Here is a 21399-nt window from a genome sequence, read left to right as displayed (position 1 = left end):
TCGATGTTTCACGTGAAACACCGGCCCTCTTTCCGTCTCCCCGTTCCTCGAAGCAGTCGCTCGAAGTGCGCCAGCAGTACGGCGACGAACGCGTAGATCACGGCGACCAGGAAGACCAGCAGCGGCGATCTGCCGTCCGGCGGGAGCATCAGTGCCGCCACACCGGCCGCGCCGACGAAGGCCATATTGAAGAGGACGTCGTAGACGGAGAAGATCCGCCCGCGGTAGCCGTCGTCCACATGCGACTGGACGATGGTGTCGGTCGCGATCTTGGCACCCTGCGTGATCAGCCCCAGCACGAGCGCGGCGACGAGTAGCGGAGCGGTGGCGAACGGCAGACCGAGCGCGGGCTCCAGCACCGCGGCCGCCGCCGAGCACACCACGATCCAGCGCAGCGGCCCCAGCCGTCCCGCTGCCCAGGGGGTCACCACGGCCGCCGCGAAGAACCCGGCACCGGACAGGGCCAGCGCCAGACCGAGCAGCCGTAGCCCTTCCTCGGGACTGGACGCGAGGGTGTAGCGGCACAGCATGAGCAGCAGGACGAGGAGCGCGCCGTAGCAGAAGCGCATCAGCGTCATCGAGGCCAGCGCCCAGGCCGCCTCCCTGCGCCGGGGTGCGGCCAGATGCCGGATGGCGGCGAGCAGGTCGCGTGCCGTGTCGGCGAGCGCGGTCATGAGGTGCGGTTGCAGCTGCTGCCGGTCGGGGCCGAGGAGGGCCGGCGCCATGCTCAGGGAGACCAGGGCCGCACACAGGTACAGCAGGGCGCCCAGCAGCACCACCGCGGAGTCGGAGCCGGAGGACAGGAGACGTACCCCGAAGGCGAGCCCGCCTCCGGCGGTCGCGGCGAGCGTGCCGGCCGTCGGGGACAGAGAGTTGGCGATCACCAGACGCTCGGTGTCGACCACACGGGGCAGGGCCGCGGAGAGCCCGGCGAGGATGAAGCGGTTGACGGCCGTGACACACAGCGCGGAGACGGAGAAGAGCCAGGCCGGGACATCGCCCGCCATCAGCGCGGCGGTGCCGACGGCCAGCAGGGCGCGGAGCAGATTGCCGTGGACGAACACCTGGCGGCGCCGCCAGCGGTCCAGCAGGACGCCCGCGAAGGGACCGACGAGTGAATAGGGGAGCAGCAGCACCGCCATCGCCGAGGCGATCGCGGCCGCCGAGGTCTGCTTCTCCGGGGAGAAGACGACGTAGGCGGCGAGCGCGACCTGGTAGACGCCGTCGGCGCCCTGGGACAGCAGACGGATGTACAGCAGGCGCCGGAAGTACCGCAGGCGCAACAGGACGCGCAGGTCACGGACGACGGGCATGGGGCACAGCCTCACATATGCGGAAGGTCCCCGGGCCGGGACCCGGGGACCTTCACAGCCCTGGCAGGAGCGATTTTGTACGAGCGGTTCCCCGTGGCACTCCGTGCTCCGGGGAACCGGCGCGCCACGCCGTCAGGCGGTGCCGGGCTTCAGCGCCCCGCGCCGTGCCGAGTCAGCGCTCGACTTCGCCGCGGATGAACTTCTCGACGTTCTCGCGGGCCTCGTCGTCGAAGTACTGCACCGGCGGGGACTTCATGAAGTACGAGGACGCGGAGAGGATCGGGCCGCCGATGCCGCGGTCCTTGGCGATCTTCGCGGCGCGCAGGGCGTCGATGATGACACCCGCGGAGTTCGGGGAGTCCCAGACCTCGAGCTTGTACTCCAGGTTCAGCGGAACGTCACCGAAGGCGCGGCCCTCAAGGCGGACGTAGGCCCACTTGCGGTCGTCCAGCCAGGCCACGTAGTCGGACGGGCCGATGTGGACGTTCTTCTCGCCGAGGTCCCGGTCGGGGATCTGGGAGGTGACGGCCTGCGTCTTGGAGATCTTCTTGGACTCCAGGCGCTCGCGCTCGAGCATGTTCTTGAAGTCCATGTTGCCGCCGACGTTCAGCTGCATCGTGCGGTCCAGGATGACGCCGCGGTCCTCGAACAGCTTCGCCATCACGCGGTGCGTGATGGTGGCGCCGACCTGGGACTTGATGTCGTCACCGACGATCGGCACACCGGCCTCGGTGAACTTGTCCGCCCACTCCTTGGTGCCGGCGATGAAGACCGGGAGGGCGTTGACGAAGGCGACCTTGGCGTCGATGGCGCACTGGGCGTAGAACTTCGCCGCGTCCTCGGAGCCGACCGGCAGGTAGCAGACCAGAACGTCGACCTGCTTGTCCTTCAGGATCTGGACGACGTCGACCGGCTCGGCCTCCGACTCCTCGATGGTCTGGCGGTAGTACTTGCCCAGGCCGTCGAGGGTGTGGCCGCGCTGCACGGTGACGCCGCTGTTCGGGACGTCGCAGATCTTGATGGTGTTGTTCTCGGAGGCGCCGATCGCGTCCGCGAGGTCGAGGCCGACCTTCTTGGCGTCCACGTCGAACGCGGCCACGAACTCGATGTCGCGCACGTGGTAGGCACCGAACTGCACATGCATCAGGCCGGGGACCTTGGACGTCGCGTCGGCGTCCTTGTAGTACTCGACTCCCTGCACCAGCGACGCGGCGCAGTTGCCCACGCCGACGACGGCTACGCGAACCGAACCCATTCCGGTTGCTCCCTGTGTGTACGAGTGAGGCCCTGACTGGGACTCACGTGGCGGTGTCGCCGGGCGGATCCGTCCGAGAGGTGCTCCCGGGACGGGGCAGGCCGCCCGTCGATCCAGTGGTGGTGTCCTGTTGAGCGGGCCCCCCGGACGCGGAACTTCTCAGGTCCCGTCCGGCTCGCTCGCTCTCGATGAGCTCGTTCAGCCAGCGCACTTCGCGCTCCACGGACTCCATCCCGTGGCGCTGGAGCTCGAGTGTGTAGTCGTCCAGGCGCTCCCGCGTCCGTGTCAGGGAGGCGCGCATCTTCTCCAGGCGCTCCTCCAGCCGGCTGCGCCGGCCTTCCAGCACGCGCATGCGCACATCGCGCGAGGTCTGCCCGAAGAAGGCGAACCGTGCGGCGAAGTGCTCGTCCTCGTACGCGTCGGGACCGGTCTGCGAGAGCAGTTCCTCGAAGTGCTCCTTACCTTCCGCCGTCAACCGGTAGACGATCTTGGCGCGGCGTCCGGCGAGGGGAGCGGCGAGGGCGTCCTCGTGGGTGTTGCCCGGCTCCTCGGTCAACCAGCCGCTCGCGACCAGCGTCTTGAGGCAGGGGTACAGCGTCCCGTAGCTGAAAGCGCGGAACACACCCAGGGACGTATTGAGTCGTTTACGCAGCTCGTAACCGTGCATGGGGGACTCGCGCAGCAGGCCGAGCACGGCGAACTCGAGGATGCCGGAGCGCCGGCTCATCGTCGCCTCCTCCCGGCCCGCGGCTCCCACCGCAGGTCTCCCAGTGCCTTCTCAGCGTCTTTATCTCGCGCTGATGTATCGACTCGATACATCACGACGATAGAACGGTGTCACGGATGGGACAAGGGGGACGGTGGTGAACGGGATCACATAACCGATTCGTGGGAGGCAACTTGCCTGTTTTGCGGTGAACTTCGGGCCTCGGCGGGTTTTGGCGGTGCGTAGTCTGTGCGGCATGCAGACCACCGGGAACCATGCGACGCAAGGGGAGCGTCGTCGTCCCCGGTGCAGTACGGGTGAATGCGCGACCGACCACATCCGTACGTCGGGGGGACCGGAAACCAGCCGCCAGTCCAGGCGCGCAAGGGTGCGCCTGCCCGAGGAGTAATCGTTCGATGAGCGAGCACCGTCGCAAACCGCCGCAGCCGCAGGGAGGCGGACGTGCCGCGGCCCGACGCGGCCAGCCCGATTCGTCCCCCGGCCGCCGCGCGGCACCGCGAGGCGCCAGCGGATCGCCTGCCGACTCTCCGGGAGACGAGGGGCGGTCGCCGGGCGGCCGTGCCGAGGCCCGGCGCGCGGCCCAGAGGAGCGGTGGCGGACGCCGTCGAGCCGAGCCCGCGGGCGGCCGTCGCGGTGGTCCCGGCGGCCCGTCCGGCCCCGGACGCGGCCGGGGGCGTACGGCCCCGCCCGGCAAGAAGCGGATCATCGACTATCCCCGCGCGGAAAAGTACGGGTGGCACCGGTGGGTGCCGTCCTGGAAGCTCGTGTCGGGCATGTTCATCGGCTTCATCGGCTGCCTCGTGGCCGTCGCCGGCATCGGGTACGCCATGGTGAGCGTCCCCGACGTGGCCAAGACCGCGCAGGCGCAGAACAACGTCTACTACTGGTCCGACGGATCGGTGATGGTCGCGACCGGTGGCGAGATCAACCGGCAGATCATCAACTACGAGGACATCCCCAAGGAGATGCGGTACGCCGTCATCTCCCAGGAGAACAAGACCTTCGAGACCGACAGCGGTGTCGACCCGTCGGGTATCGCACGAGCGGTCTTCAACATGGCCCGGGGCGGTCAGACCCAGGGTGGTTCGACGATCACCCAGCAGTACGTCAAGAACGCCATGCTCGACGACCAGTCGCAGACCCTCTCCCGCAAGTTCAAGGAGATCTTCGTCGCGATCAAGGTGGGCGCCACGGTGCCCAAGCCGAAGATCATGGCCGGATACCTGAACTCGGCGTACTTCGGCCGCGGCGCCTACGGCATCCAGGCCGCCTCACGCGCGTACTTCAACACCGACGCCAAGAACCTCAACCCCGGCCAGTGCGCCTTCCTCGCGGCCATGCTGAAGGGCGCCACCTACTACGACCCGGCGGGCGCGACCTCCCTCGACCCCGCCGCCACGGCGCAGGCGAACAAGAAGCGCGCCCTGGGGCAGATGCAGGACACCCTCGACAAGATGGTCAAGTACGGCCATCTGAGTGCCACGGAGCGTGCCAAGTACACCTCGCTCCCCCACTCGCAGAACCCGCGGTCGAACAGCCGGCTCAGCGGTCAGGTCGGTTACCTGGTCGACCTCGCCAAGTCCTACCTGATCAACAACAGTGACAAGACCCATGTCACCGCGGACGACCTTCAGAAGGGCGGCTACCGGATCCACACGACCTTCGACAAGAAGAAGGTCAACGCGCTGGAGGCGGCCGTCAAGAAGGTCCAGAAGACGAACATCAAGCCGAAGGAACGTCCGAAGTACGACACCTACGTCCAGTTCGGCGGTGCCTCGGTCGAGCCCAAGTCTGGTGCCATCAGGGCCATCTACGGCGGTGAGGACGCGACCAAGCACTTCACCGACAACGCCGACTCGACCGGCGCCCAGGTGGGCTCGACGTTCAAGCCATTCGTGCTGGCGGCCTCGATGAAGTGGGGTGTGCGCGACCCGCACGGCCCTCCGGACCAGGGTTCCGACCAGCGAACGATCGCCTCTCCCAAGAGCCTCTACAGCGGCAAGAACAGGCTCAAGATCGAGAACTACGACCACAGCGTCTGGACGGACAAGGACGGCAAGGAGTGGCTCCAGACCAACGACGGCGACGAGTCCGTCGGTGACGCGCCGGACTACAAGATCGACCTCCGTGAGGCGATGCAGTTCTCGGTGAACTCCGCCTATGTGCAGCTCGGCATGGACGTGGGCCTGGACAAGGTCGAGCGGTCCGCGCTGGACGCGGGCCTGCTGAAGAGCAGCCTGGCCAGCTCCAACTACCCGTCCTTCTCCATCGGAACATCCGACCCGAGCGCCATCCGTATGGCCGGGGCCTACGGCACCTTCGCCAACAGCGGTCAGCAGAACGACCCGTACTCGGTCGAGAAGGTCGAGAGCAAGGACGGGGTCGTCTACACGCACGAGGTGAAGTCGAAGGAGGCCTACCCGGCGAACGTGGCGAACAACGTCACCGACGTCCTGCGGACCGTGGTCGACAAGGGCACGGGTACCAATGCCCGCCTCCCCGGCCGTGAGGTGGCCGGCAAGACCGGTACCACCGACGGCAACAAGTCGGCCTGGTTCGTCGGCTACACCCCGCAGCTGTCCACCGCGATCAGCATGTTCCGCCTGGACGACAACGCGAACAACAAGAACCGCACGTTCCTGGAGATGTACGGAACGGGTGGCCAGAAGCAGATCCACGGCGCCTCGTTCCCGTCGGAGATCTTCCACGACTACATGACCCAGGCGCTCCAGGGTCAGTCGCCGCTGACGTTCCCGGCGCCTCAGCCCATCGGCGTCGCGCTGAACCCCGAGCCGAGTCCGACGCCCACCCCGTCGACCCCTCCGAGCCCGTCCGCCAGCCCGTCCACGAGCCCTTCGCCGAGCACCAGCGTCTCCCCGAGCCCGTCGAACAGCCAGACCTGCGGCTTCTTCGGCTGCACCGACGGAGGCAACGCCAACGGCGGCGGCAACAGCAATGGTCCCGGCGGGAACGGCACCGGAGGCATGGACGGCGGGCCGTCGCCCTCGACGTCGGCCACCGATCCCACTACCAACGGCGGCACCCGGGGCAACGGCAACAGCAACGGAGGAACCATCTGGGGACAGACGGGCTAGCCGCCCGGTCCGACCGGTTGGCGGTCATATCGCCCGCCCTGCCTGTTTCACGTGAAACATGGGCCGCCGCACCCACCCGGTGCGGCGGCCCTCCGCGTTTTCATGGGGAGGTACGGCAGGATGTGCCCCATGCCCAGTGCAGAGATGACACCCCCGGGCGTGTACGAGCCCGAGCCGGAGCGGCCCTTCCCACCGGAGCCGGTGCGGCCGACCAGGGAGGACGAGGTCGCGGCGGCCGGCAGTGAGCTGGTCGGCGGCCCCATCGGGCGGTACGCCCTGCTCGGAACCTCCTGGTGGACGCCTGTGCGGATCGTCGCGCTCGTGGCGATCGGCATGTTCGCCCTGGGCCTGGTCCAGAAGGTGCCGTGCTATCACAGCGCGTGGTTCTTCGGCGCCAGCTCGCAGTACACGAAGGCCTGCTACTCGGACATCCCGCACCTCTACCAGGGCCGCGGATTCGCCGACCACCTCGTGCCCTACTTCGACAGGCTCCCGGACGATCTCTCCGGCGGCATGGGCTACCTGGAGTACCCGGTACTGACCGGAGTGTTCATGCAGGTGGCCTCCTGGCTGACCCCGCACAGCGGCGGCATCCAGCACCAGGAGCAGTGGTACTGGTTCGTCAACGCCGCGATGCTCATGGTCTGTACGGCCGTACTCGCCGTCTGTGTGGCCCGCACCCACCGCCGGCGCCCCTGGGACGGCCTGCTGGTCGCTCTGGCGCCCGCGGCGGCGCTGACCGCCACCATCAACTGGGACCTGCTGGCGGTGGCGCTGACGGCCGCCGCGATGCTGATGTGGGCCCGCGGCCGCCCGGCCGCCTTCGGCGTTCTCCTGGGGCTCGCCACGGCCGCCAAGCTCTACCCCGTGCTCCTGCTCGGTCCGCTGCTCGTGCTGTGCTGGCGGGCCGGCAGACGGCGGGAGTTCGGAAAGGCGGTGGCGGGAACGGCGGCCGCCTGGCTGGCGGTGAACCTGCCGGTGATGCTGTTCGCCTTCCCGGGCTGGTCGAAGTTCTACTCGTTCAGCCATGACCGCGGCGTCGACTTCGGCTCCTTCTGGCTGATCTGGTCCCAGAACTCGGACCACCCGCCCAGCACCGACTTCGTGAACACCGCCGCCACCGTGCTGATGGTGCTGTGCTCCATCGGCATCGCCGTGCTCACGTTCACCGCCCCGCGTCGGCCGCGCTTCGCCCAGCTGGCCTTCCTGATCGTGGCGGTCTTCGTCCTCACCAACAAGGTCTACTCGCCTCAGTACGTGCTCTGGCTGGTGCCGCTGGCGGCCCTCGCCCGGCCCAAGTGGCGGGACTTCCTGATCTGGCAGGCGTGCGAGGTGGCGTACTTCCTCGGTATCTGGATGTACCTCGCCTACACGACCAGCGGAGACGCCCACAAGGGCCTGCCGACGCACGGCTACCAGTGGGCGATCGCCCTGCACCTGCTGGGCACGCTGTACCTGTGCGCCGTCGTCGTACGCGACATCCTGATGCCGGAACGGGACGTGGTGCGCCGGTCCGGGGACGACGATCCCTCGGGCGGGGTGCTCGACGGGGCGGAGGACGTCTTCGCCTTCGCCGCGGTGGCCCGTCCGCCCCGGCACGCGGCCCCGCACGAAGCGCCACAGGTGGAGTGGGGCAGGCAGGCTCCGGCGTCCCCGCAGGGCCGTTCGCTGTGAGTGAACAGCTCGGCTGAACGGCTCGCGCCGCTTCGGCTTGGGGCACGGACGAGGGCATGAAGAAGGCCGTACACGGAGTTCCGTGTACGGCCTTCCCCGTGTTCCGGGACCGGCAGGGCGCGGCTGGTCTCAGCAGTCCACGATGCGGTCGAACTGCGTGGTGGTGTGCCGCAGGTGGGCCACCAGCTCGTCGCCGACCTTGGGCTCCGCGGCCTCCGAGGGCACGAACAGGATCGACACCTGCATGTGCGGCGGCTCGGCGAACCAGCGCTGCTTGCCGTCCCAGACGAACGGGGAGAGGTTCCGGTTGACCGTGGCGAGACCGGCGCGGGCGACGCCCTTGGCGCGCGGCATGACGCCGTGCAGGGCCTTCGGGGCCTCCAGGCCCACCCCGTGCGAGGTACCGCCCGCCACGACCACCAGGAAGCCGTCGGAGGCCGCCTTCTGTTGCCGGTAGCCGAACCGGTCGCCCTTGGTCACCCGGGTGACGTCCAGGACGGAGCCGCGGTACTGGGTCGCCTCGTGGTCCCCCAGCCACAGCCGCGTGCCGATGCGGGCGCGGAACCGGGTCTGCGGGAACTGCTGCTGGAGCCGGGCGAGTTCGTCCGCCTTGAGGTGGCTGACGAACATCGTGTGCAGTGGCAGCCGGGCCGCGCGCAGCCGGTCCATCCAGCCGATGACCTCCTCGACGGCGTCCGTGCCGTCGGTGCGGTCCAGCGGCAGATGGATGGCGAAGCCCTCCAGACGCACGTTCTCTATGGCCTGGTGCAGCTGCGGCAGATCCTGCTCGCTGATGCCGTGCCGCTTCATCGAGGACATCACCTCGATGACGACACGCGCGCCCACCAGGCCGTACACGCCGTCGATCGAGGAGACCGAACGGACCACCCGGTCGGGCAGCGGCACCGGCTCCTCGCCGCGCCGGTAGGGCGTCAGCACCAGCAGGTCGCCGCCGAAGTAGTCCTTGATGCGCGCGGCCTCGTACGTGGTGCCGACGGCGAGCAGGTCCGAGCCGAGCCGGGTGGCCTCCTCGGACAGCCGTTCGTGCCCGAAGCCGTAGCCGTTGCCCTTGCAGACCGGGACCAGGCCCGGGAACTGCTCCTGCACGTGCTTGTGGTGCGCCCGCCAGCGCGCGGTGTCGACGTAGAGCGTGAGCGCCATGGCCGGACCCGGACCCTTTCTCGTGGCTGAGGTGTATCGGGGGTGTGAGTGCTGTGAACCCTATGGAATCAAACGCCGGCTGCTCAGCGGCGCGACATGTAGATGTCGAGCGCCTTGTGGAGCAGCTTGTTCAGCGGGAAGTCCCATTCGCCGAGGTACTCGGCGGCCTGTCCGCCGGTGCCGACCTTGAACTGGATCAGGCCGAACAGGTGGTCCGATTCGTCCAGCGAGTCGGAGATGCCGCGCAGGTCGTAGACGGTCGCCCCGAGCGCGTAGGCGTCGCGCAGCATGCGCCACTGCATCGCGTTCGAGGGCCGGACCTCGCGGCCGATGTTGTCGGAGGCGCCGTAGGAGTACCAGACGTGCCCGCCGACGATCAGCATGGTGGCCGCCGACAGGTTCACGCCGTTGTGCCGGGCGAAGTACAGCCGCATGCGGTTGGGGTCCTCGGTGTTGAGGGCCGTCCACATGCGCTGGAAGTACGACAGCGGGCGCGGCCGGAAGTGGTCGCGCACGGCCGTGATCTCGTACAGTCGCTGCCATTCGGCGAGGTCCTGGTAGCCGCCCTGGACGACCTCGACGCCGGCCTTCTCGGCCTTCTTGATGTTGCGGCGCCACAGCTGGTTGAAGTTCTTGTGGACCTCTTCCAGGGAGCGGTTCGCCAGCGGCACCTGGTAGACGTAGCGCGGCTGCACGTCGCCGAAGCCCGCGCCGCCGTCCTCGCCCTGCTGCCAGCCCATGCGGCGCAGCTTGTCGGCGACCTCGAAGGCGCGCGGCTCGATGTAGTCGGCCTCCAGGTCGCGCAGGCGCTTGACGTCCTGGTCCTGGATGCCCTTCTTGATCGTCTCGGCGTTCCAGCGCCGGATGATCACCGGCGGGCCCATCTTCACGGAGAAGGCGCCCTGCTGCTTCAGGTGCGCCAGCATCGGCTGGATCCAGTCGTCCAGGTTCGGCGCGTACCAGTTGATGACCGGACCCTCGGGCAGATACGCGAGGTAGCGCTTGATCTTGGGCAACTGCCGGTAGAGGACCAGACCCGCACCGACCAGCTGGCCGGTGCGCTCGTCGAACCAGCCGAGGCTTTCCGAGCGCCACTCCGCCTTCACGTCGGCCCAGGCCGGGACCTGCATGTGGCTCGCCGAGGGCAGGCTCTGGATGAATGCCAGATGCTGCTCTCGGCTGATGGTCCTCAGGGTCAGGCTCATGTCGGGGCGCTCCTCGGGCTGGTGTGTCCCCATGGGTTCAGGGGCTCCGGCTCTCGCGCCGAAGCCTACTGCGCCCGCTGAGCGCCCCGATGGGGCGGACGGCTGAGAAGGGCCCGCCGGCGCGAGGCCGCCGCCGCGGAGATCGTCTTCGCGGCGGCAGCCCCGGGAGGAACCGGCTCGGAAATCGGGAGGAACCGCCTCAGAACAGGCCGCCGAACAGCCCGCCGTTCGACATGCCGATCAGCAGGCCGACGCCGGAGGCGCCGAGGCCCAGGATCAGTCCGAAGCGCTCGCGCGTGGTCACCGAGACCCACTGCCCGTACGCGCCGGTGAGGATGCCGACCAGACCGGCCCAGGACGTGAGCAGGTGCAGACCGGGGAAGAACGAGGTGATGAAGGACAGCAGGCCCAGGACCAGCGTCACGGCCATCAGGATGTCCGGGAGCGGATGGGGCTTGCCGTCGGTGGCGAAAAGGGATCCGGCGGTGTTGGGCTGCAAAGCCTGTGCCATGGGGCACCTCCTGCGGAAGGCGGCGCATCGTAGCGCCGTACACACCCGACGTGTACAGATTGTCGGCCCTCACGGCCGGATTTCAACCGGAAGCGGGTGTGCGGGTAGTGTGTACCGTCTGCACCGGTGTCTGCCCGGATCCGCGGTGGGGAATCCCCGCGGAGCCCTGATCGTCAGTGGAAACCCCTGATTGTCAGTGTCGGCCGATACCGTTGCGAACGCATTAGACCCTCCTGCCACGGAACGACCGTGGCCGCTGAGTCCAAAGGAGGTGGGTTCCACATGCGTCACTACGAGGTGATGGTCATCCTCGACCCCGATCTCGAGGAGCGTGCTGTCTCCCCGCTGATCGAGAACTTCATGTCCGTCGTCCGTGATGGCGGCGGCAAGGTGGAGAAGGTCGACACCTGGGGCCGTCGTCGTCTCGCCTACGAGATCAAGAAGAAGCCCGAGGGCATCTACTCGGTCATCGACCTGCAGGCCGAGCCTGCGGTCGTCAAGGAGCTCGACCGCCAGATGAACCTGAACGAGTCGGTCCTCCGGACCAAGGTCCTCCGTCCCGAGATGCACTGAGCCTCGGCTCAGCTGATCCCGGGATTCGAGTAGCAGCAAGCAGCCAGCAGCAAACCCGCCGAGAGGTTCCCCCATGGCAGGCGAGACCGTCATCACGGTCATCGGCAATCTTGTCGACGACCCCGAGCTGCGCTTCACCCCGTCCGGTGCGGCGGTCGCGAAGTTCCGTATCGCGTCCACTCCCCGCACCTTCGACCGTCAGACCAACGAGTGGAAGGACGGCGAGAGCCTGTTCCTGACCTGCTCGGTCTGGCGCCAGGCGGCGGAGAACGTCGCCGAGTCGCTCCAGCGAGGCATGCGCGTGCTCGTGCAGGGCCGGCTGAAGCAGCGGTCCTACGAGGACCGTGAGGGCGTCAAGCGCACGGTCTACGAGCTGGACGTCGACGAGGTCGGCCCCAGCCTGCGCAACGCCACGGCCAAGGTCACCAAGACCTCCGGTGGCGGCGGCCGCGGTGGCCAGGGCGGTTACGGCGGCGGTGGCGGCCAGGGTGGCGGCGGCTGGGGCGGCGGCTCCGGCGGCGGCCAGCAGGGCGGCGGCGCTCCGGCCGACGACCCGTGGGCGACCGGTGCTCCCGCCGGTGGCAACCAGGGTGGCGGCGGCTGGGGCGGCGGCTCCGGCGGCGGCCAGCAGGGCGGCGGCTACTCGGACGAGCCTCCCTTCTAGGGCTCGTATCCCACACTTCTTGATCACACAGGAGAAACACCATGGCGAAGCCGCCTGTGCGCAAGCCTAAGAAGAAGGTCTGCGCTTTCTGCAAGGACAAGGTCACGTACGTGGACTACAAGGACACGAACATGCTGCGGAAGTTCATTTCCGACCGCGGCAAGATCCGTGCCCGCCGCGTGACCGGCAACTGCACGCAGCACCAGCGTGACGTCGCCACGGCCGTGAAGAACAGCCGTGAGATGGCGCTGCTGCCCTACACGTCCACCGCGCGATAAGGGAAGGGTGACCGACTCATGAAGATCATCCTCACCCACGAGGTTTCCGGCCTCGGTGCCGCCGGCGACGTCGTCGACGTCAAGGACGGCTACGCTCGCAACTACCTGATCCCGCGGAAGTTCGCTATCCGCTGGACCAAGGGTGGCGAGAAGGACGTCGCGCAGATCCGTCGTGCGCGCAAGATCCACGAGATCCAGACCATCGAGCAGGCCAACCAGGTCAAGGCCCAGCTCGAGGGCGTGAAGGTCCGTCTGGCCGTTCGCTCCGGCGACGCCGGTCGGCTCTTCGGATCCGTCACCCCGGCCGACGTCGCGTCCGCGATCAAGGCTTCCGGTGGCCCCGAGGTCGACAAGCGCCGCATCGAGCTGAGCGCCCCGATCAAGACCCTGGGCTCCCACGAGACGTCCGTGCGTCTGCACCCCGAGGTGGCCGCCAAGGTCGCCATCGAGGTCGTCTCCGCCTGACCCAGCTGCTCGGTCCGAGCAGCTGAGGAGAGGGGCCGTACCCATCGCGGGTACGGCCCCTCTTCCGTTGCCGGTCGTGCCCCGTGAGGCGTCTCGGTGGATGTTTCACGTGAAACGGTCAGCGGGTCGCGCCCGTCACCAGCCAGCGGCCCGAGCGGCTGCGCCACCACAGGGTGGCCATGCGGACGGTCATCATCAGCGTCATCGCGGCCCAGAGCGCGGTCAGCCCGCCGCCGAACGCCGGGACGAGCAGGGCCGCCGGTAGGAACACCGCCAGGGTCACCAGCATCGCCCAGGCCAGATACGGTCCGTCGCCCGCGCCCATCAGGACGCCGTCCAGGACGAAGACGATCCCGCAGACGGGCTGTGACAGCGCCACCATCAGCAGTGCGGGCAGCGCCGCGTCCTCGACCACCGGGTCGCTGGTGAACAGCGGTAGGAAAAGCGGCCGGGCCACGACGACAAGCAGTCCGAGTACGACACCGCTGGCGATGCCCCACTGGACCATCCGCCGGCAGGCCGCGCGGGCGCCCTCGGCGTCGCCCGCTCCGAGGTACCGGCCGATGATGGCCTGCCCCGCGATCGCGATGGCGTCGAGCGCGAAGGCCAGCAGGCTCCACAGGGACAGGATGATCTGGTGGGCCGCGATGTCGGCGTCACCGAGACGGGCCGCGACGCCGGTGGCGATCATGAGGATCGCGCGCAGCGACAGGGTGCGGACCAGCAGCGGGACACCTGCCTGAGCCGAGGCCCGGATCCCGGCCGCGTCCGGGCGCAGGGAAGCCCCGTGCCGGCGGGCGCCGCGTATGACCATGGTCAGATAGACGGCCGCCATGGCGCACTGGGCGATCACCGTGCCCCAGGCCGAGCCGGCGATGCCCAGGCCGACGCCGTAGACCAGGCTCACATTGAGGATGGCATTGGCGATGAAACCGCCGACGGCCACGTAGAGCGATGTCCTGGTGTCCTGGAGACCGCGGAGCACCCCGGTGGCGGCGAGCACCACGAGCATGGCCGGGATGCCCAGGGAGGAGATGCGCAGATAGGTCGTGGCGTAGGGAGCCGCCGTGGTGGAGGCGCCGAAGAGGTCCACGACGGCGGGTGCCAGGGGGAGGACGACGGCGATGACGGCGACCCCGAGCAGCAGTGCCAGCCAGATGCCGTCCATGCCCTGGCGGATGGCGCCCTGGCGATCACCCGAGCCGACCCGGCGGGCCACGGCGGCCGTGGTGGCGTAGGCGAGGAAGACGAACACGCTCACGGCGGTGGTCAGGAGGGCGGAGGCGACGCCGAGACCGGCGAGCTGGGCGGTGCCGAGGTGGCCGACAATGGCACTGTCCGCCATGACGAAGAGAGGCTCGGCCACGAGCGCGCCGAAGGCCGGGACGGCCAGCGCGACGATCTCTCGGTCGTGCCGTCGGCGGGTGGCCTCGGGGATCTCGGGAGCCTGGGTCATGGCCGCTAATGTAATCGTCCACAGGTAAGAGATGCAATTGCGATGTGACCCTTACCTGTGATCCTGACCGGCCTCTGCTCGCGCACCGTTCGAACCGATCTTGGTCCGACCGGGAAAGTTTTTCTTCTGCACAGCCGGTGGACGCCGAAGGCGCAGGTCAGAGGCGTGCCACCGAGAGCATCGAGGGCTTGTTCACAGGGCTGTCCACCGGGTCGTGCACAGGTTTCGGCGAGTTCTCCACAGCATCGGGGCCGTCGTCCACATGGCCTGTGGATAACCAGATTGGCTGACGGTGCCGACGGGCCTACCGTTGTCCGGCGCCCGCTCCTTCTCCGGGCCTCGGAAGCCGATGCTTCCGAGGTTCGGGAAACGGCACAAAAACGACGCGCCCTGAGCGGAGTTGGGCCTCTCGATTTGTCAGTGTCGTGCCGTACAAAAGAGGACACGGCGAGGTCCGCCGTGTGACGTGAGGAGGTGGCTCGGTGAGCATTTCCGAGCCCTTGGACGATCCGTGGGCCGACAGCGGACCCAGCGATCGTCTGCCGGCCTCCCGTCGGCGACCCGAGGGCGGCCGGGGTCGTGACGAGCAGCACGACCGGGGCCGGGACAACGCCGGCTGGGACGGCGGCGGTTCCTCCTTCGAGCGGGTGCCCCCGCAGGACCTCGACGCCGAGCAGTCGGTGCTCGGCGGCATGCTGCTGTCCAAGGACGCCATCGCCGACGTCGTCGAGATCCTCAAGGGCCACGACTTCTACAAGCCCGCGCACGAGACGATCTACCAGGCCATCCTGGACGTCTACGCCAAGGGTGAACCGGCCGACCCGATCACCATCGCCGCGGAACTCACCAAGCGTGGCGAGATCAACAAGGTCGGCGGCGCCGCGTATCTGCACAGCCTCGTCCAGACCGTTCCGACCGCGGCCAACGCCGAGTACTACGCGGAGATCGTCCACGAACGTGCCGTACTGCGCCGCCTGGTCGAGGCCGGCACACGGATCACCCAGATGGGATACGCGGCCGACGGCGACGTGGACGAGATCGTCAACAGCGCCCAGGCCGAGATCTACGCCGTCACCGAGCAGCGCACCAGCGAGGACTACCTGCCGCTGGGCGACATCATGGAGGGCGCCCTCGACGAGATCGAGGCGATCGGCTCCCGCAGCGGCGAGATGACCGGTGTGCCCACCGGGTTCACCGACTTCGACTCGCTCACCAACGGACTGCACCCCGGCCAGATGATCGTCATCGCGGCCCGTCCCGCCATGGGTAAGTCGACGCTGGCGCTGGACTTCGCGCGGGCCGCCTCGATCAAGCACAACCTGCCGAGCGTCATCTTCTCGCTCGAAATGGGGCGCAACGAGATCGCGATGCGTCTGCTGTCCGCCGAAGCCCGGGTCGCCCTGCACCACATGCGCTCCGGCACGATGACCGACGAGGACTGGACCCGGCTCGCCCGCCGGATGCCCGACGTCTCGGCCGCCCCGCTCTACATCGACGACTCCCCGAACCTGTCGATGATGGAGATCCGGGCCAAGTGCCGCCGCCTCAAGCAGCGCAACGACCTGAAACTCGTCGTCATCGACTACCTCCAGCTGATGCAGTCCGGCGGCTCCAAACGCGCCGAGAGCCGCCAGCAGGAGGTCTCGGACATGTCCCGTAACCTCAAGCTCCTCGCCAAGGAGCTTGAGATCCCGGTCATCGCGCTGTCCCAGCTGAACCGTGGCCCCGAACAGCGCACCGACAAGAAGCCGATGGTCTCCGACCTGCGTGAGTCCGGCTCGATCGAACAGGACGCCGACATGGTCATCCTGCTGCACCGCGAGGACGCCTACGAGAAGGAGTCCCCCCGCGCCGGCGAGGCCGACCTGATCGTCGCCAAGCACCGTAACGGCCCCACGGCCACGATCACGGTCGCCTTCCAGGGCCACTACTCACGTTTCGTGGACATGGCACAGACCTGATCGGCGCGCGCGTAGGTTTCCAGATCCCGTGGCCGCTGTCCACCGGCGATGGTCACTGCGTCGCCAATAGGACGCGGGCTGGAAAATCAAGTCTCTTGATCGAGTGGTTCCCCTCCCCGTGCACAGGATCCGATGAGTACAGCGGCACGTTCGAGCGTCCGGCACATGCTGCCACCATGCTGAGATGGCCCGCGAGATCGCTCCGGAGGGAGTGTCCCGGCTTGCGGCATCCGCGGTGAACACGGGCGCCGGTCTCTGCAGCTGGAGCTTCTGACCGTCCGGTGACCGGGCTGCCCCGACCGGACGGCCGGGGAGGCTTGGCCTTCAGGCTCCCCGGCGTCCCCAGTACCGTGCCGGTGCAGCTCGACATCACACGGGGCTCAGGACCCGTCAGGCCGGAGGAACGCGAGCATTTTCCGGGCGGCGTCCGGCGACATCAGCAGTTCCTTCATCTCCGCGGACATCCGGGCGGCGGCGCTGGTACGTTCGAACATCTCGTGTTCGTACTGTTCGACGGCGGCGGGGAAGTCGTCCGGGCGCGCGGCCAGCGCGAGACCCAGCAGGGCGCCGTCGAGCAACGCCATGTTCGCGCCCTGGCCCACCGGCGGCATCAGGTGCGCGGCATCGCCGAGCAGTGTGACGCCAGGCGTCGACGCCCAGGTCAGGCCGATCGGCAGAGCGGTGATCGCCCGCGGCACGATCGTGTCGTCGCAGGCCGCGATCAGCGAGGTGAACCGTGAGTCCCAGTCGGAGAGCAGGTCGATCAGCCGCGCTCGGGCGGCGGCCGGGTCGTCGAACGGGATCTCGCCGGCCGCGAACCAGTCCTCGTCGGTGTTGTAGAAGCTGAGGCCGATGCGGACGCGGCCGTCGCCGTTGCGCTGTGCCGCCAGGGATGTCCCGTCGCCGAGCACCCAGTAGTTGCCGCGCCCGACCATCGCCGCGAGGTCGGGGTGTGTGCGGTCGATATCGGGGATGCCGACCTCGACGACGTTCTGGCCGATGTGCACGGGGCGGGCGTCGGTGAGCAGCGCGCGGACCCGGGAGCCCGCGCCGTCCGCGCCGACCAGCAGGTCGTACGTCGCACCGCTGCCGTCGGCGAAGTGCAGTCGGCCGTCGCCGGCGGACGCGAACTCGTGCCCCCAGCGCACCGTGTCCCCAGGGAGGGAGTCCAGCAGCAGGCCGCGCAGGTCGGCGCGGTCGACCTCAGGTCGGCCGAGCGGGGCGTCGTCGGGTGTGTCCTCCTGGAGCAGAAGGGTGCCGTCCGGTTCGAGAAGGCGCATGTCCTGGCCCGCGCCGCGGGCGATCGCATGGAACCGGTCGATGAGACCGGCCTCGCGCAGCGCCCGCTGGCCGGAGTGGATGTCGAGCATGCCGCCCTGACCGCGCGCACCACGTGACGATTCACGTTCGTACACCACGGAATCCATGCCGTGCACGTGCAGCACACGGGCGAGAGCCAGGCCGCCGAGGCCGGCTCCGACGATCGCAATGGTCATGGTCACCTCATCGATACGCTGTATTGTCCAATACACTGTATCGATCAATGCGATGTATCGTAAGTGGCATGTTGGTGTGGGAGAGACCGGAGCCACCGGAACGACCCGTGCCGGCCCCGCTGAACCGAGAACGGATCGTGCGAACGGCGATCCGCTTGGCCGACGAGGACGGCCTGGAGGCGGTGTCGCTGCGCAAGGTCGCCACCGCGCTGGGCGTCGGGCCGATGCGGCTGTACAGCTACATCGCGAGCAAGGAGGAACTGCTCGACCTGATGGTCGACGGGGCCTATGCGGAGATGCGACCCGTCGGAGACGGCTGGCGGGAGGTGCTGCGGTCTCTCGCCGAGACCACCCGGCAGGCCGCCCATGATCACGAATGGCTCGCCGATCTGCTCGGTGGCCGACCGCAGCTCGGGCCGCACGCGCTGGCCGTGGGCGAGACCGTGGTGGCCCGGCTGGAGGGAGTCTCCCTGGACGACATCATGCCGGTGGTCGCCGCGGTCAACGCGTATGTGATCGGCGCGGTACGCCGGGAGATCGCCGAGCGGCGTGCCGAACGGGCCACCGGGATGGACGAGAGGCGTTGGCAGGCCGCACTCGGGCCCTATCTGGAGCGGACCTTCGCCACCGGCCGGTTCCCCGCGCTGGCCACGGTGGTGCGCGATGCCGCGCACCTGGACGCCGACGACACCTTCCTCACCGGCCTCGACTTCCTGCTCGACGGCATCGAAGCCCGCATCTCGAGGTGACAGGCGGCGGAAGGGCGGTACCGGTCCTGACAGGCGGTGACGCGCGCGGCGTCCGGGGTCGAGGCCGGTAGGTCCGTCGGGGCTACCTGCCCGCAGGTCGTTCTGGAGGCCCACTTCGTGCCGCGCCATGCCGGCACGGCCCCGTACGGTCGGTCGTTCGGCTACGGCTCTGTCGTCGCCGTGGGCATCACTCGCACCATCGATTCCTCTGAGACCGCGGTCCAGGTCCGCGAGGCGCTCGACCGGGAAGCGACGCGACCCGGGCCCAGCCGAGGGCGCGGCGGGTCGGCTCGGCGCGCTCGGGGGTCGGCTGTTCGCGCCCGGCCCGCCCGCCTCGGTCGCACCGGGGCGGGCTCACTGCTCGACCGGGCTCCCCGCGAGGGCGTCCAACTGCTCCTTCGACCATGAGAACCCACCGGTACGAAGGTCTTCGGCCACGGCGCGCACCCACTCCAGCTCCGCGGCCGTCACGGCCCTCAGGTACTCGGTCTCCAGGAGGGTGACACGGGGCAGTCCGCGTTCCTTCCCCTCCGCCAAGGCGGATTCCAGCCCGTCGAGCTTTTCCGCGAGCGCGTCGACCCGCCGGTCCAGTACGTCAGCCATCTCCTCCGGCGTGAGCAGCAGCAGGTTCGACAGGGCGGCCGGGAACTCCGGGAACTCCTGCCTGGGCACGGACAGCATCTCGTCCAGCCAGGCGCGGGCCGTGCGGCGTCCCGCGTCGGTGATCTCGTACACCGTCCGCTCCGGGTACTGCTGATCGCGTCCGGTCTCGCGGACGGCGATCAGTCCGGCGCCGTGCAGCCGCTCGATCGTGCGGTAGAGGCTCGCCCGCTGGCTGACGTTGACGACCTGGTCCTTGCCCCAGTCCTTGATCAGGCGCTGGACGCCGTAGGGGTGCAGCGGTTTGTAGTGCAGCAACGCCAGGACGGTCAGGGCGAGCGGGGAGCTGCGGGGGGCAGTTGGGATCACGGATCCGATTTTAGCTCCAGAAGAACTAGTTGACGTGAGACTAGTTTCAGCGCAACTATGAGTTCGTCAGCGCAACACCACCAAGAGAGAGACTCCGAGATGTCCCTCACCGAGCGCATCCATTCCGATCACGGCATCGTCAAGCACCTCGGCGACTGGACCGCGGCCGGCCGCTTCGAGGTCAAGGCCCGCCAGGGCCTGGCGGTCCTCGACCTCCGCTCAGCCGGCCTTCCCGACGACATCGAGATCCACCTCGACATGGACCGGGCCATGATCAAGCTGCTCGTCGACGACGAGACGGCCATCGACCACTGGAACCTGAGCTGGACCGCCCGCGGCCGGATCAAGAACGTCGCGTCCCCGCGCCACGGCGACAAGGCGGCCTGCCGCATGGTCCATCTGTCCGGCTCCGCGATGAACAGCGAGATCCGCGTCCACCGCGGTGGCGTCGCGCTGCTGTCGGCGATGTTCTCCCGCGCGTACGTCCGGGATGTCTGCCGTGCCCACCGGACCGGCGGCGTACCGACGGTCGACGACCCGATGCGGGGGCACCGGTCATGACCAGTACCGGCAAAGCCCGCACCGCGCTCGTCATCGGAGGTGGGATCGCGGGCCCGGTGGCCGCGATGGCCCTGCGCAGGGCCGGCGTCGAGGCCACCGTCCACGAGGCGTACGACTCCACGGCGGACGGCGTCGGCGGCGGTATGACCATCGCCCCCAACGGCCAGGACGCCCTGGACGCCATCGGCATGGGTGACCTCGTCCGTGCCATCGGCACCCCGGTCACCGCCATGGTGCTGCGAAGCGGGACGGGCCGGCGGCTCGCGCGGTTCGCCCCGCCCCCGCGTCTTGCAGCTCAGCGATTCGTCTGGCGCGCCGACCTCTACCGGGGAATCCACGACGAGGCGGAACGCCGCTCCGTGCCCGTCCACCACGGCAAGCGGCTGACCGGCGTGACGGAGACCGACTCCGGCGTCACCGCCCAGTTCGCCGACGGTACGCGGGCGAGCGCCGACATCCTGATCGGCGCCGACGGCATCCGGTCCACGGTCCGCCCCCTCATCGACCCGGCCGCACCCCGGCCGAACTACGCCGGCCTGGTCTGCTTCGGCGCGCGGTTGGACGAGTGCGGTCTGCCCTCCACCGAAGGCGTCATGCACATGTGCTTCGGCAAGCGCGCCTTCTTCGGCTACCAGGTCTTCGACGACTCCTCGGCGGTGTGGTTCGTGAACCTGCCGCACCCCGATCCGATGACGGCCGCCGAGGCTCGGGCGATCGACGCGAGGCAGTGGCTGCGCACCCTGCGCACCGCTTTCGCCGGCGACAGCATCCCGGCTCTGGAGATGATCAGTGCCACTGACCCCGGCCGCTTCCTGATCACCGGCCCGATGGAGAACATGCCCAGCGTCCCGACCTGGACCCGCGGCCGCCTGGCCCTGATCGGCGATGCGGCTCACGCCCCCTCGTCCAGCTCCGGGCAGGGTGCCTCCATCGCCGTCGAAAGCGCCGTCGAACTGGCGCGCTGCCTCCGTGACCTGCCGTACGACCAGGCCTTCGCGGCGTACGAACGACTCCGCCGGCCCCGCGTCGAACGCGTCATCAAGTTTGGTGCCCGCACGAACAGCAACAAGACTCCGGGCCCGGTCGGCCGGGTGCTGCGCGACCTGTTGATGCCGGTGGGCATGAAGTTGATCGACCCTGAGAAGTCGGCCTGGCAGTTCGGCCACCACATCGACTGGGACGCGAAGGTATCCCCGCCCACCGGGTACGGCGCTCCGTGACGGTCGTGACGTCCGTGGGGTCCGCGGTGTCCGTGACCGCCGGGGAGAGGGCCGAGTGCTGACGAG

19 protein-coding genes are annotated in these 21399 nt (G+C 68.8%); 10 read left to right on the top strand and 9 right to left on the bottom strand.

The genetic code is table 11. The annotated features are described in order from the left end of the window. Positions 1–8: 8 nt before the first annotated feature. The 3 genes from VT52_RS16230 to VT52_RS16220 form a co-directional block, all read right to left on the bottom strand. Entirely contained in the window at positions 9–1313 is a 1305-nt protein-coding gene (locus VT52_RS16230) for an MFS transporter (RefSeq protein ID WP_046418802.1), read from the bottom strand. A 172-nt stretch (positions 1314–1485) separates the two neighbouring features. Then, complete coding sequence (locus tag VT52_RS16225; RefSeq protein WP_046418800.1) at positions 1486–2568, bottom strand: inositol-3-phosphate synthase; 1083 nt, start codon at positions 2566–2568, stop codon at positions 1486–1488. Positions 2569–2611: 43 nt separating this feature from the next. After that, on the bottom strand, positions 2612–3295 hold the full coding sequence (locus VT52_RS16220; RefSeq protein WP_046418797.1) for a PadR family transcriptional regulator: 684 nt from the start codon (positions 3293–3295) through the stop codon (positions 2612–2614). 395 nt (positions 3296–3690) lie between these two features. Here VT52_RS16220 and VT52_RS16215 point away from each other — a divergent pair, with 395 nt between their 5' ends. Next, entirely contained in the window at positions 3691–6390 is a 2700-nt protein-coding gene (locus VT52_RS16215; protein WP_046418796.1) for a transglycosylase domain-containing protein, read from the top strand. A 129-nt stretch (positions 6391–6519) separates the two neighbouring features. After that, complete coding sequence (locus VT52_RS16210) at positions 6520–8064, top strand: glycosyltransferase family 87 protein (protein WP_206306525.1); 1545 nt, start codon at positions 6520–6522, stop codon at positions 8062–8064. A gap of 129 nt (positions 8065–8193) precedes the next feature. Here VT52_RS16210 and VT52_RS16205 read toward each other — a convergent pair whose 3' ends face one another. The 3 genes from VT52_RS16205 to VT52_RS16195 form a co-directional block, all read right to left on the bottom strand. Continuing rightward, positions 8194–9225: an alanine racemase gene (locus VT52_RS16205; RefSeq protein WP_046418794.1), complete on the bottom strand. Its 1032-nt coding sequence runs from the start codon at positions 9223–9225 to the stop codon at positions 8194–8196. A gap of 83 nt (positions 9226–9308) precedes the next feature. Then, complete coding sequence (locus tag VT52_RS16200) at positions 9309–10430, bottom strand: lipid II:glycine glycyltransferase FemX (RefSeq protein ID WP_046418792.1); 1122 nt, start codon at positions 10428–10430, stop codon at positions 9309–9311. A 199-nt stretch (positions 10431–10629) separates the two neighbouring features. Continuing rightward, positions 10630–10941 (bottom strand): hypothetical protein, encoded by a 312-nt coding sequence (locus VT52_RS16195; RefSeq protein WP_046418789.1) that lies wholly within the window; start codon positions 10939–10941, stop codon positions 10630–10632. A gap of 282 nt (positions 10942–11223) precedes the next feature. Here VT52_RS16195 and rpsF point away from each other — a divergent pair, with 282 nt between their 5' ends. From rpsF to rplI, 4 genes are all read left to right on the top strand, one after another. Next, entirely contained in the window at positions 11224–11514 is a 291-nt protein-coding gene (gene rpsF / locus VT52_RS16190) for a 30S ribosomal protein S6 (RefSeq protein WP_037650441.1), read from the top strand. Between the two features lie 73 nt (positions 11515–11587). Next, entirely contained in the window at positions 11588–12178 is a 591-nt protein-coding gene (locus VT52_RS16185; RefSeq protein WP_046418786.1) for a single-stranded DNA-binding protein, read from the top strand. A 41-nt stretch (positions 12179–12219) separates the two neighbouring features. After that, on the top strand, positions 12220–12456 hold the full coding sequence (gene rpsR / locus VT52_RS16180; RefSeq protein WP_003949403.1) for a 30S ribosomal protein S18: 237 nt from the start codon (positions 12220–12222) through the stop codon (positions 12454–12456). A gap of 18 nt (positions 12457–12474) precedes the next feature. Beyond that, positions 12475–12921, top strand: coding sequence for a 50S ribosomal protein L9 (rplI, locus tag VT52_RS16175; protein WP_046418776.1), 447 nt, complete (start codon positions 12475–12477; stop codon positions 12919–12921). A gap of 118 nt (positions 12922–13039) precedes the next feature. On the opposite strand, the gene VT52_RS16170 is transcribed toward rplI, so the two are convergent. Then, a complete protein-coding gene (locus tag VT52_RS16170) occupies positions 13040–14377 on the bottom strand; it encodes an MATE family efflux transporter (RefSeq protein ID WP_046418774.1) in 1338 nt (445 codons plus the stop codon). Between the two features lie 482 nt (positions 14378–14859). On the opposite strand from VT52_RS16170, the gene dnaB reads away from it, so the two are divergent. Then, entirely contained in the window at positions 14860–16338 is a 1479-nt protein-coding gene (gene dnaB / locus VT52_RS16165; RefSeq protein ID WP_046418772.1) for a replicative DNA helicase, read from the top strand. 380 nt (positions 16339–16718) lie between these two features. On the opposite strand, the gene VT52_RS16160 is transcribed toward dnaB, so the two are convergent. Further along, a complete protein-coding gene (locus VT52_RS16160) occupies positions 16719–17834 on the bottom strand; it encodes an FAD-dependent oxidoreductase (protein ID WP_046418770.1) in 1116 nt (371 codons plus the stop codon). A 68-nt stretch (positions 17835–17902) separates the two neighbouring features. On the opposite strand from VT52_RS16160, the gene VT52_RS16155 reads away from it, so the two are divergent. After that, positions 17903–18583: a TetR/AcrR family transcriptional regulator gene (locus tag VT52_RS16155; protein ID WP_046418767.1), complete on the top strand. Its 681-nt coding sequence runs from the start codon at positions 17903–17905 to the stop codon at positions 18581–18583. A 354-nt stretch (positions 18584–18937) separates the two neighbouring features. Here the strand turns inward: VT52_RS16155 and VT52_RS16150 are convergent, their stop codons facing one another. Beyond that, on the bottom strand, positions 18938–19552 hold the full coding sequence (locus VT52_RS16150; protein WP_240509773.1) for a PadR family transcriptional regulator: 615 nt from the start codon (positions 19550–19552) through the stop codon (positions 18938–18940). 99 nt (positions 19553–19651) lie between these two features. Between VT52_RS16150 and VT52_RS16145 the strand changes: the two genes are divergently transcribed. Together VT52_RS16145 and VT52_RS16140 are read left to right on the top strand one after the other, a co-directional pair. Further along, on the top strand, positions 19652–20113 hold the full coding sequence (locus VT52_RS16145) for a hypothetical protein (RefSeq protein ID WP_046418765.1): 462 nt from the start codon (positions 19652–19654) through the stop codon (positions 20111–20113). Next, positions 20110–21333 (top strand): FAD-dependent oxidoreductase, encoded by a 1224-nt coding sequence (locus VT52_RS16140; protein WP_046418764.1) that lies wholly within the window; start codon positions 20110–20112, stop codon positions 21331–21333. Before VT52_RS16145 ends, VT52_RS16140 begins: the two co-directional genes overlap by 4 nt. Positions 21334–21399: the final 66 nt, after the last annotated feature.

The organism is Streptomyces malaysiense (assembly GCF_000980885.2).
GTDB classification, from domain to species: Bacteria; Actinomycetota; Actinomycetes; order Streptomycetales; family Streptomycetaceae; genus Streptomyces; species Streptomyces malaysiense.
Note: the sequence above shows the minus strand (reverse complement) of the source record. Positions and strands in the feature narration are given on the sequence as shown.

Coding starts and splice junctions, on each gene's coding strand:
- rpsR (WP_003949403.1), top strand. CDS start 12,220: ATGGCGAAGCCGCCTGTGCGCAAGCCTAAGAAGAAGGTCTGCGCTTTC.
- rpsF (WP_037650441.1), top strand. CDS start 11,224: ATGCGTCACTACGAGGTGATGGTCATCCTCGACCCCGATCTCGAGGAG.
- VT52_RS16140 (WP_046418764.1), top strand. CDS start 20,110: ATGACCAGTACCGGCAAAGCCCGCACCGCGCTCGTCATCGGAGGTGGG.
- VT52_RS16200 (WP_046418792.1), bottom strand. CDS start 10,430: ATGAGCCTGACCCTGAGGACCATCAGCCGAGAGCAGCATCTGGCATTC.
- VT52_RS16160 (WP_046418770.1), bottom strand. CDS start 17,834: ATGACCATTGCGATCGTCGGAGCCGGCCTCGGCGGCCTGGCTCTCGCC.
- VT52_RS16145 (WP_046418765.1), top strand. CDS start 19,652: ATGTCCCTCACCGAGCGCATCCATTCCGATCACGGCATCGTCAAGCAC.
- VT52_RS16170 (WP_046418774.1), bottom strand. CDS start 14,377: ATGACCCAGGCTCCCGAGATCCCCGAGGCCACCCGCCGACGGCACGAC.
- VT52_RS16155 (WP_046418767.1), top strand. CDS start 17,903: ATGTTGGTGTGGGAGAGACCGGAGCCACCGGAACGACCCGTGCCGGCC.
- VT52_RS16205 (WP_046418794.1), bottom strand. CDS start 9,225: ATGGCGCTCACGCTCTACGTCGACACCGCGCGCTGGCGGGCGCACCAC.
- VT52_RS16220 (WP_046418797.1), bottom strand. CDS start 3,295: ATGAGCCGGCGCTCCGGCATCCTCGAGTTCGCCGTGCTCGGCCTGCTG.
- VT52_RS16230 (WP_046418802.1), bottom strand. CDS start 1,313: ATGCCCGTCGTCCGTGACCTGCGCGTCCTGTTGCGCCTGCGGTACTTC.
- rplI (WP_046418776.1), top strand. CDS start 12,475: ATGAAGATCATCCTCACCCACGAGGTTTCCGGCCTCGGTGCCGCCGGC.
- VT52_RS16225 (WP_046418800.1), bottom strand. CDS start 2,568: ATGGGTTCGGTTCGCGTAGCCGTCGTCGGCGTGGGCAACTGCGCCGCG.
- VT52_RS16215 (WP_046418796.1), top strand. CDS start 3,691: ATGAGCGAGCACCGTCGCAAACCGCCGCAGCCGCAGGGAGGCGGACGT.
- VT52_RS16185 (WP_046418786.1), top strand. CDS start 11,588: ATGGCAGGCGAGACCGTCATCACGGTCATCGGCAATCTTGTCGACGAC.
- VT52_RS16210 (WP_206306525.1), top strand. CDS start 6,520: ATGCCCAGTGCAGAGATGACACCCCCGGGCGTGTACGAGCCCGAGCCG.
- VT52_RS16195 (WP_046418789.1), bottom strand. CDS start 10,941: ATGGCACAGGCTTTGCAGCCCAACACCGCCGGATCCCTTTTCGCCACC.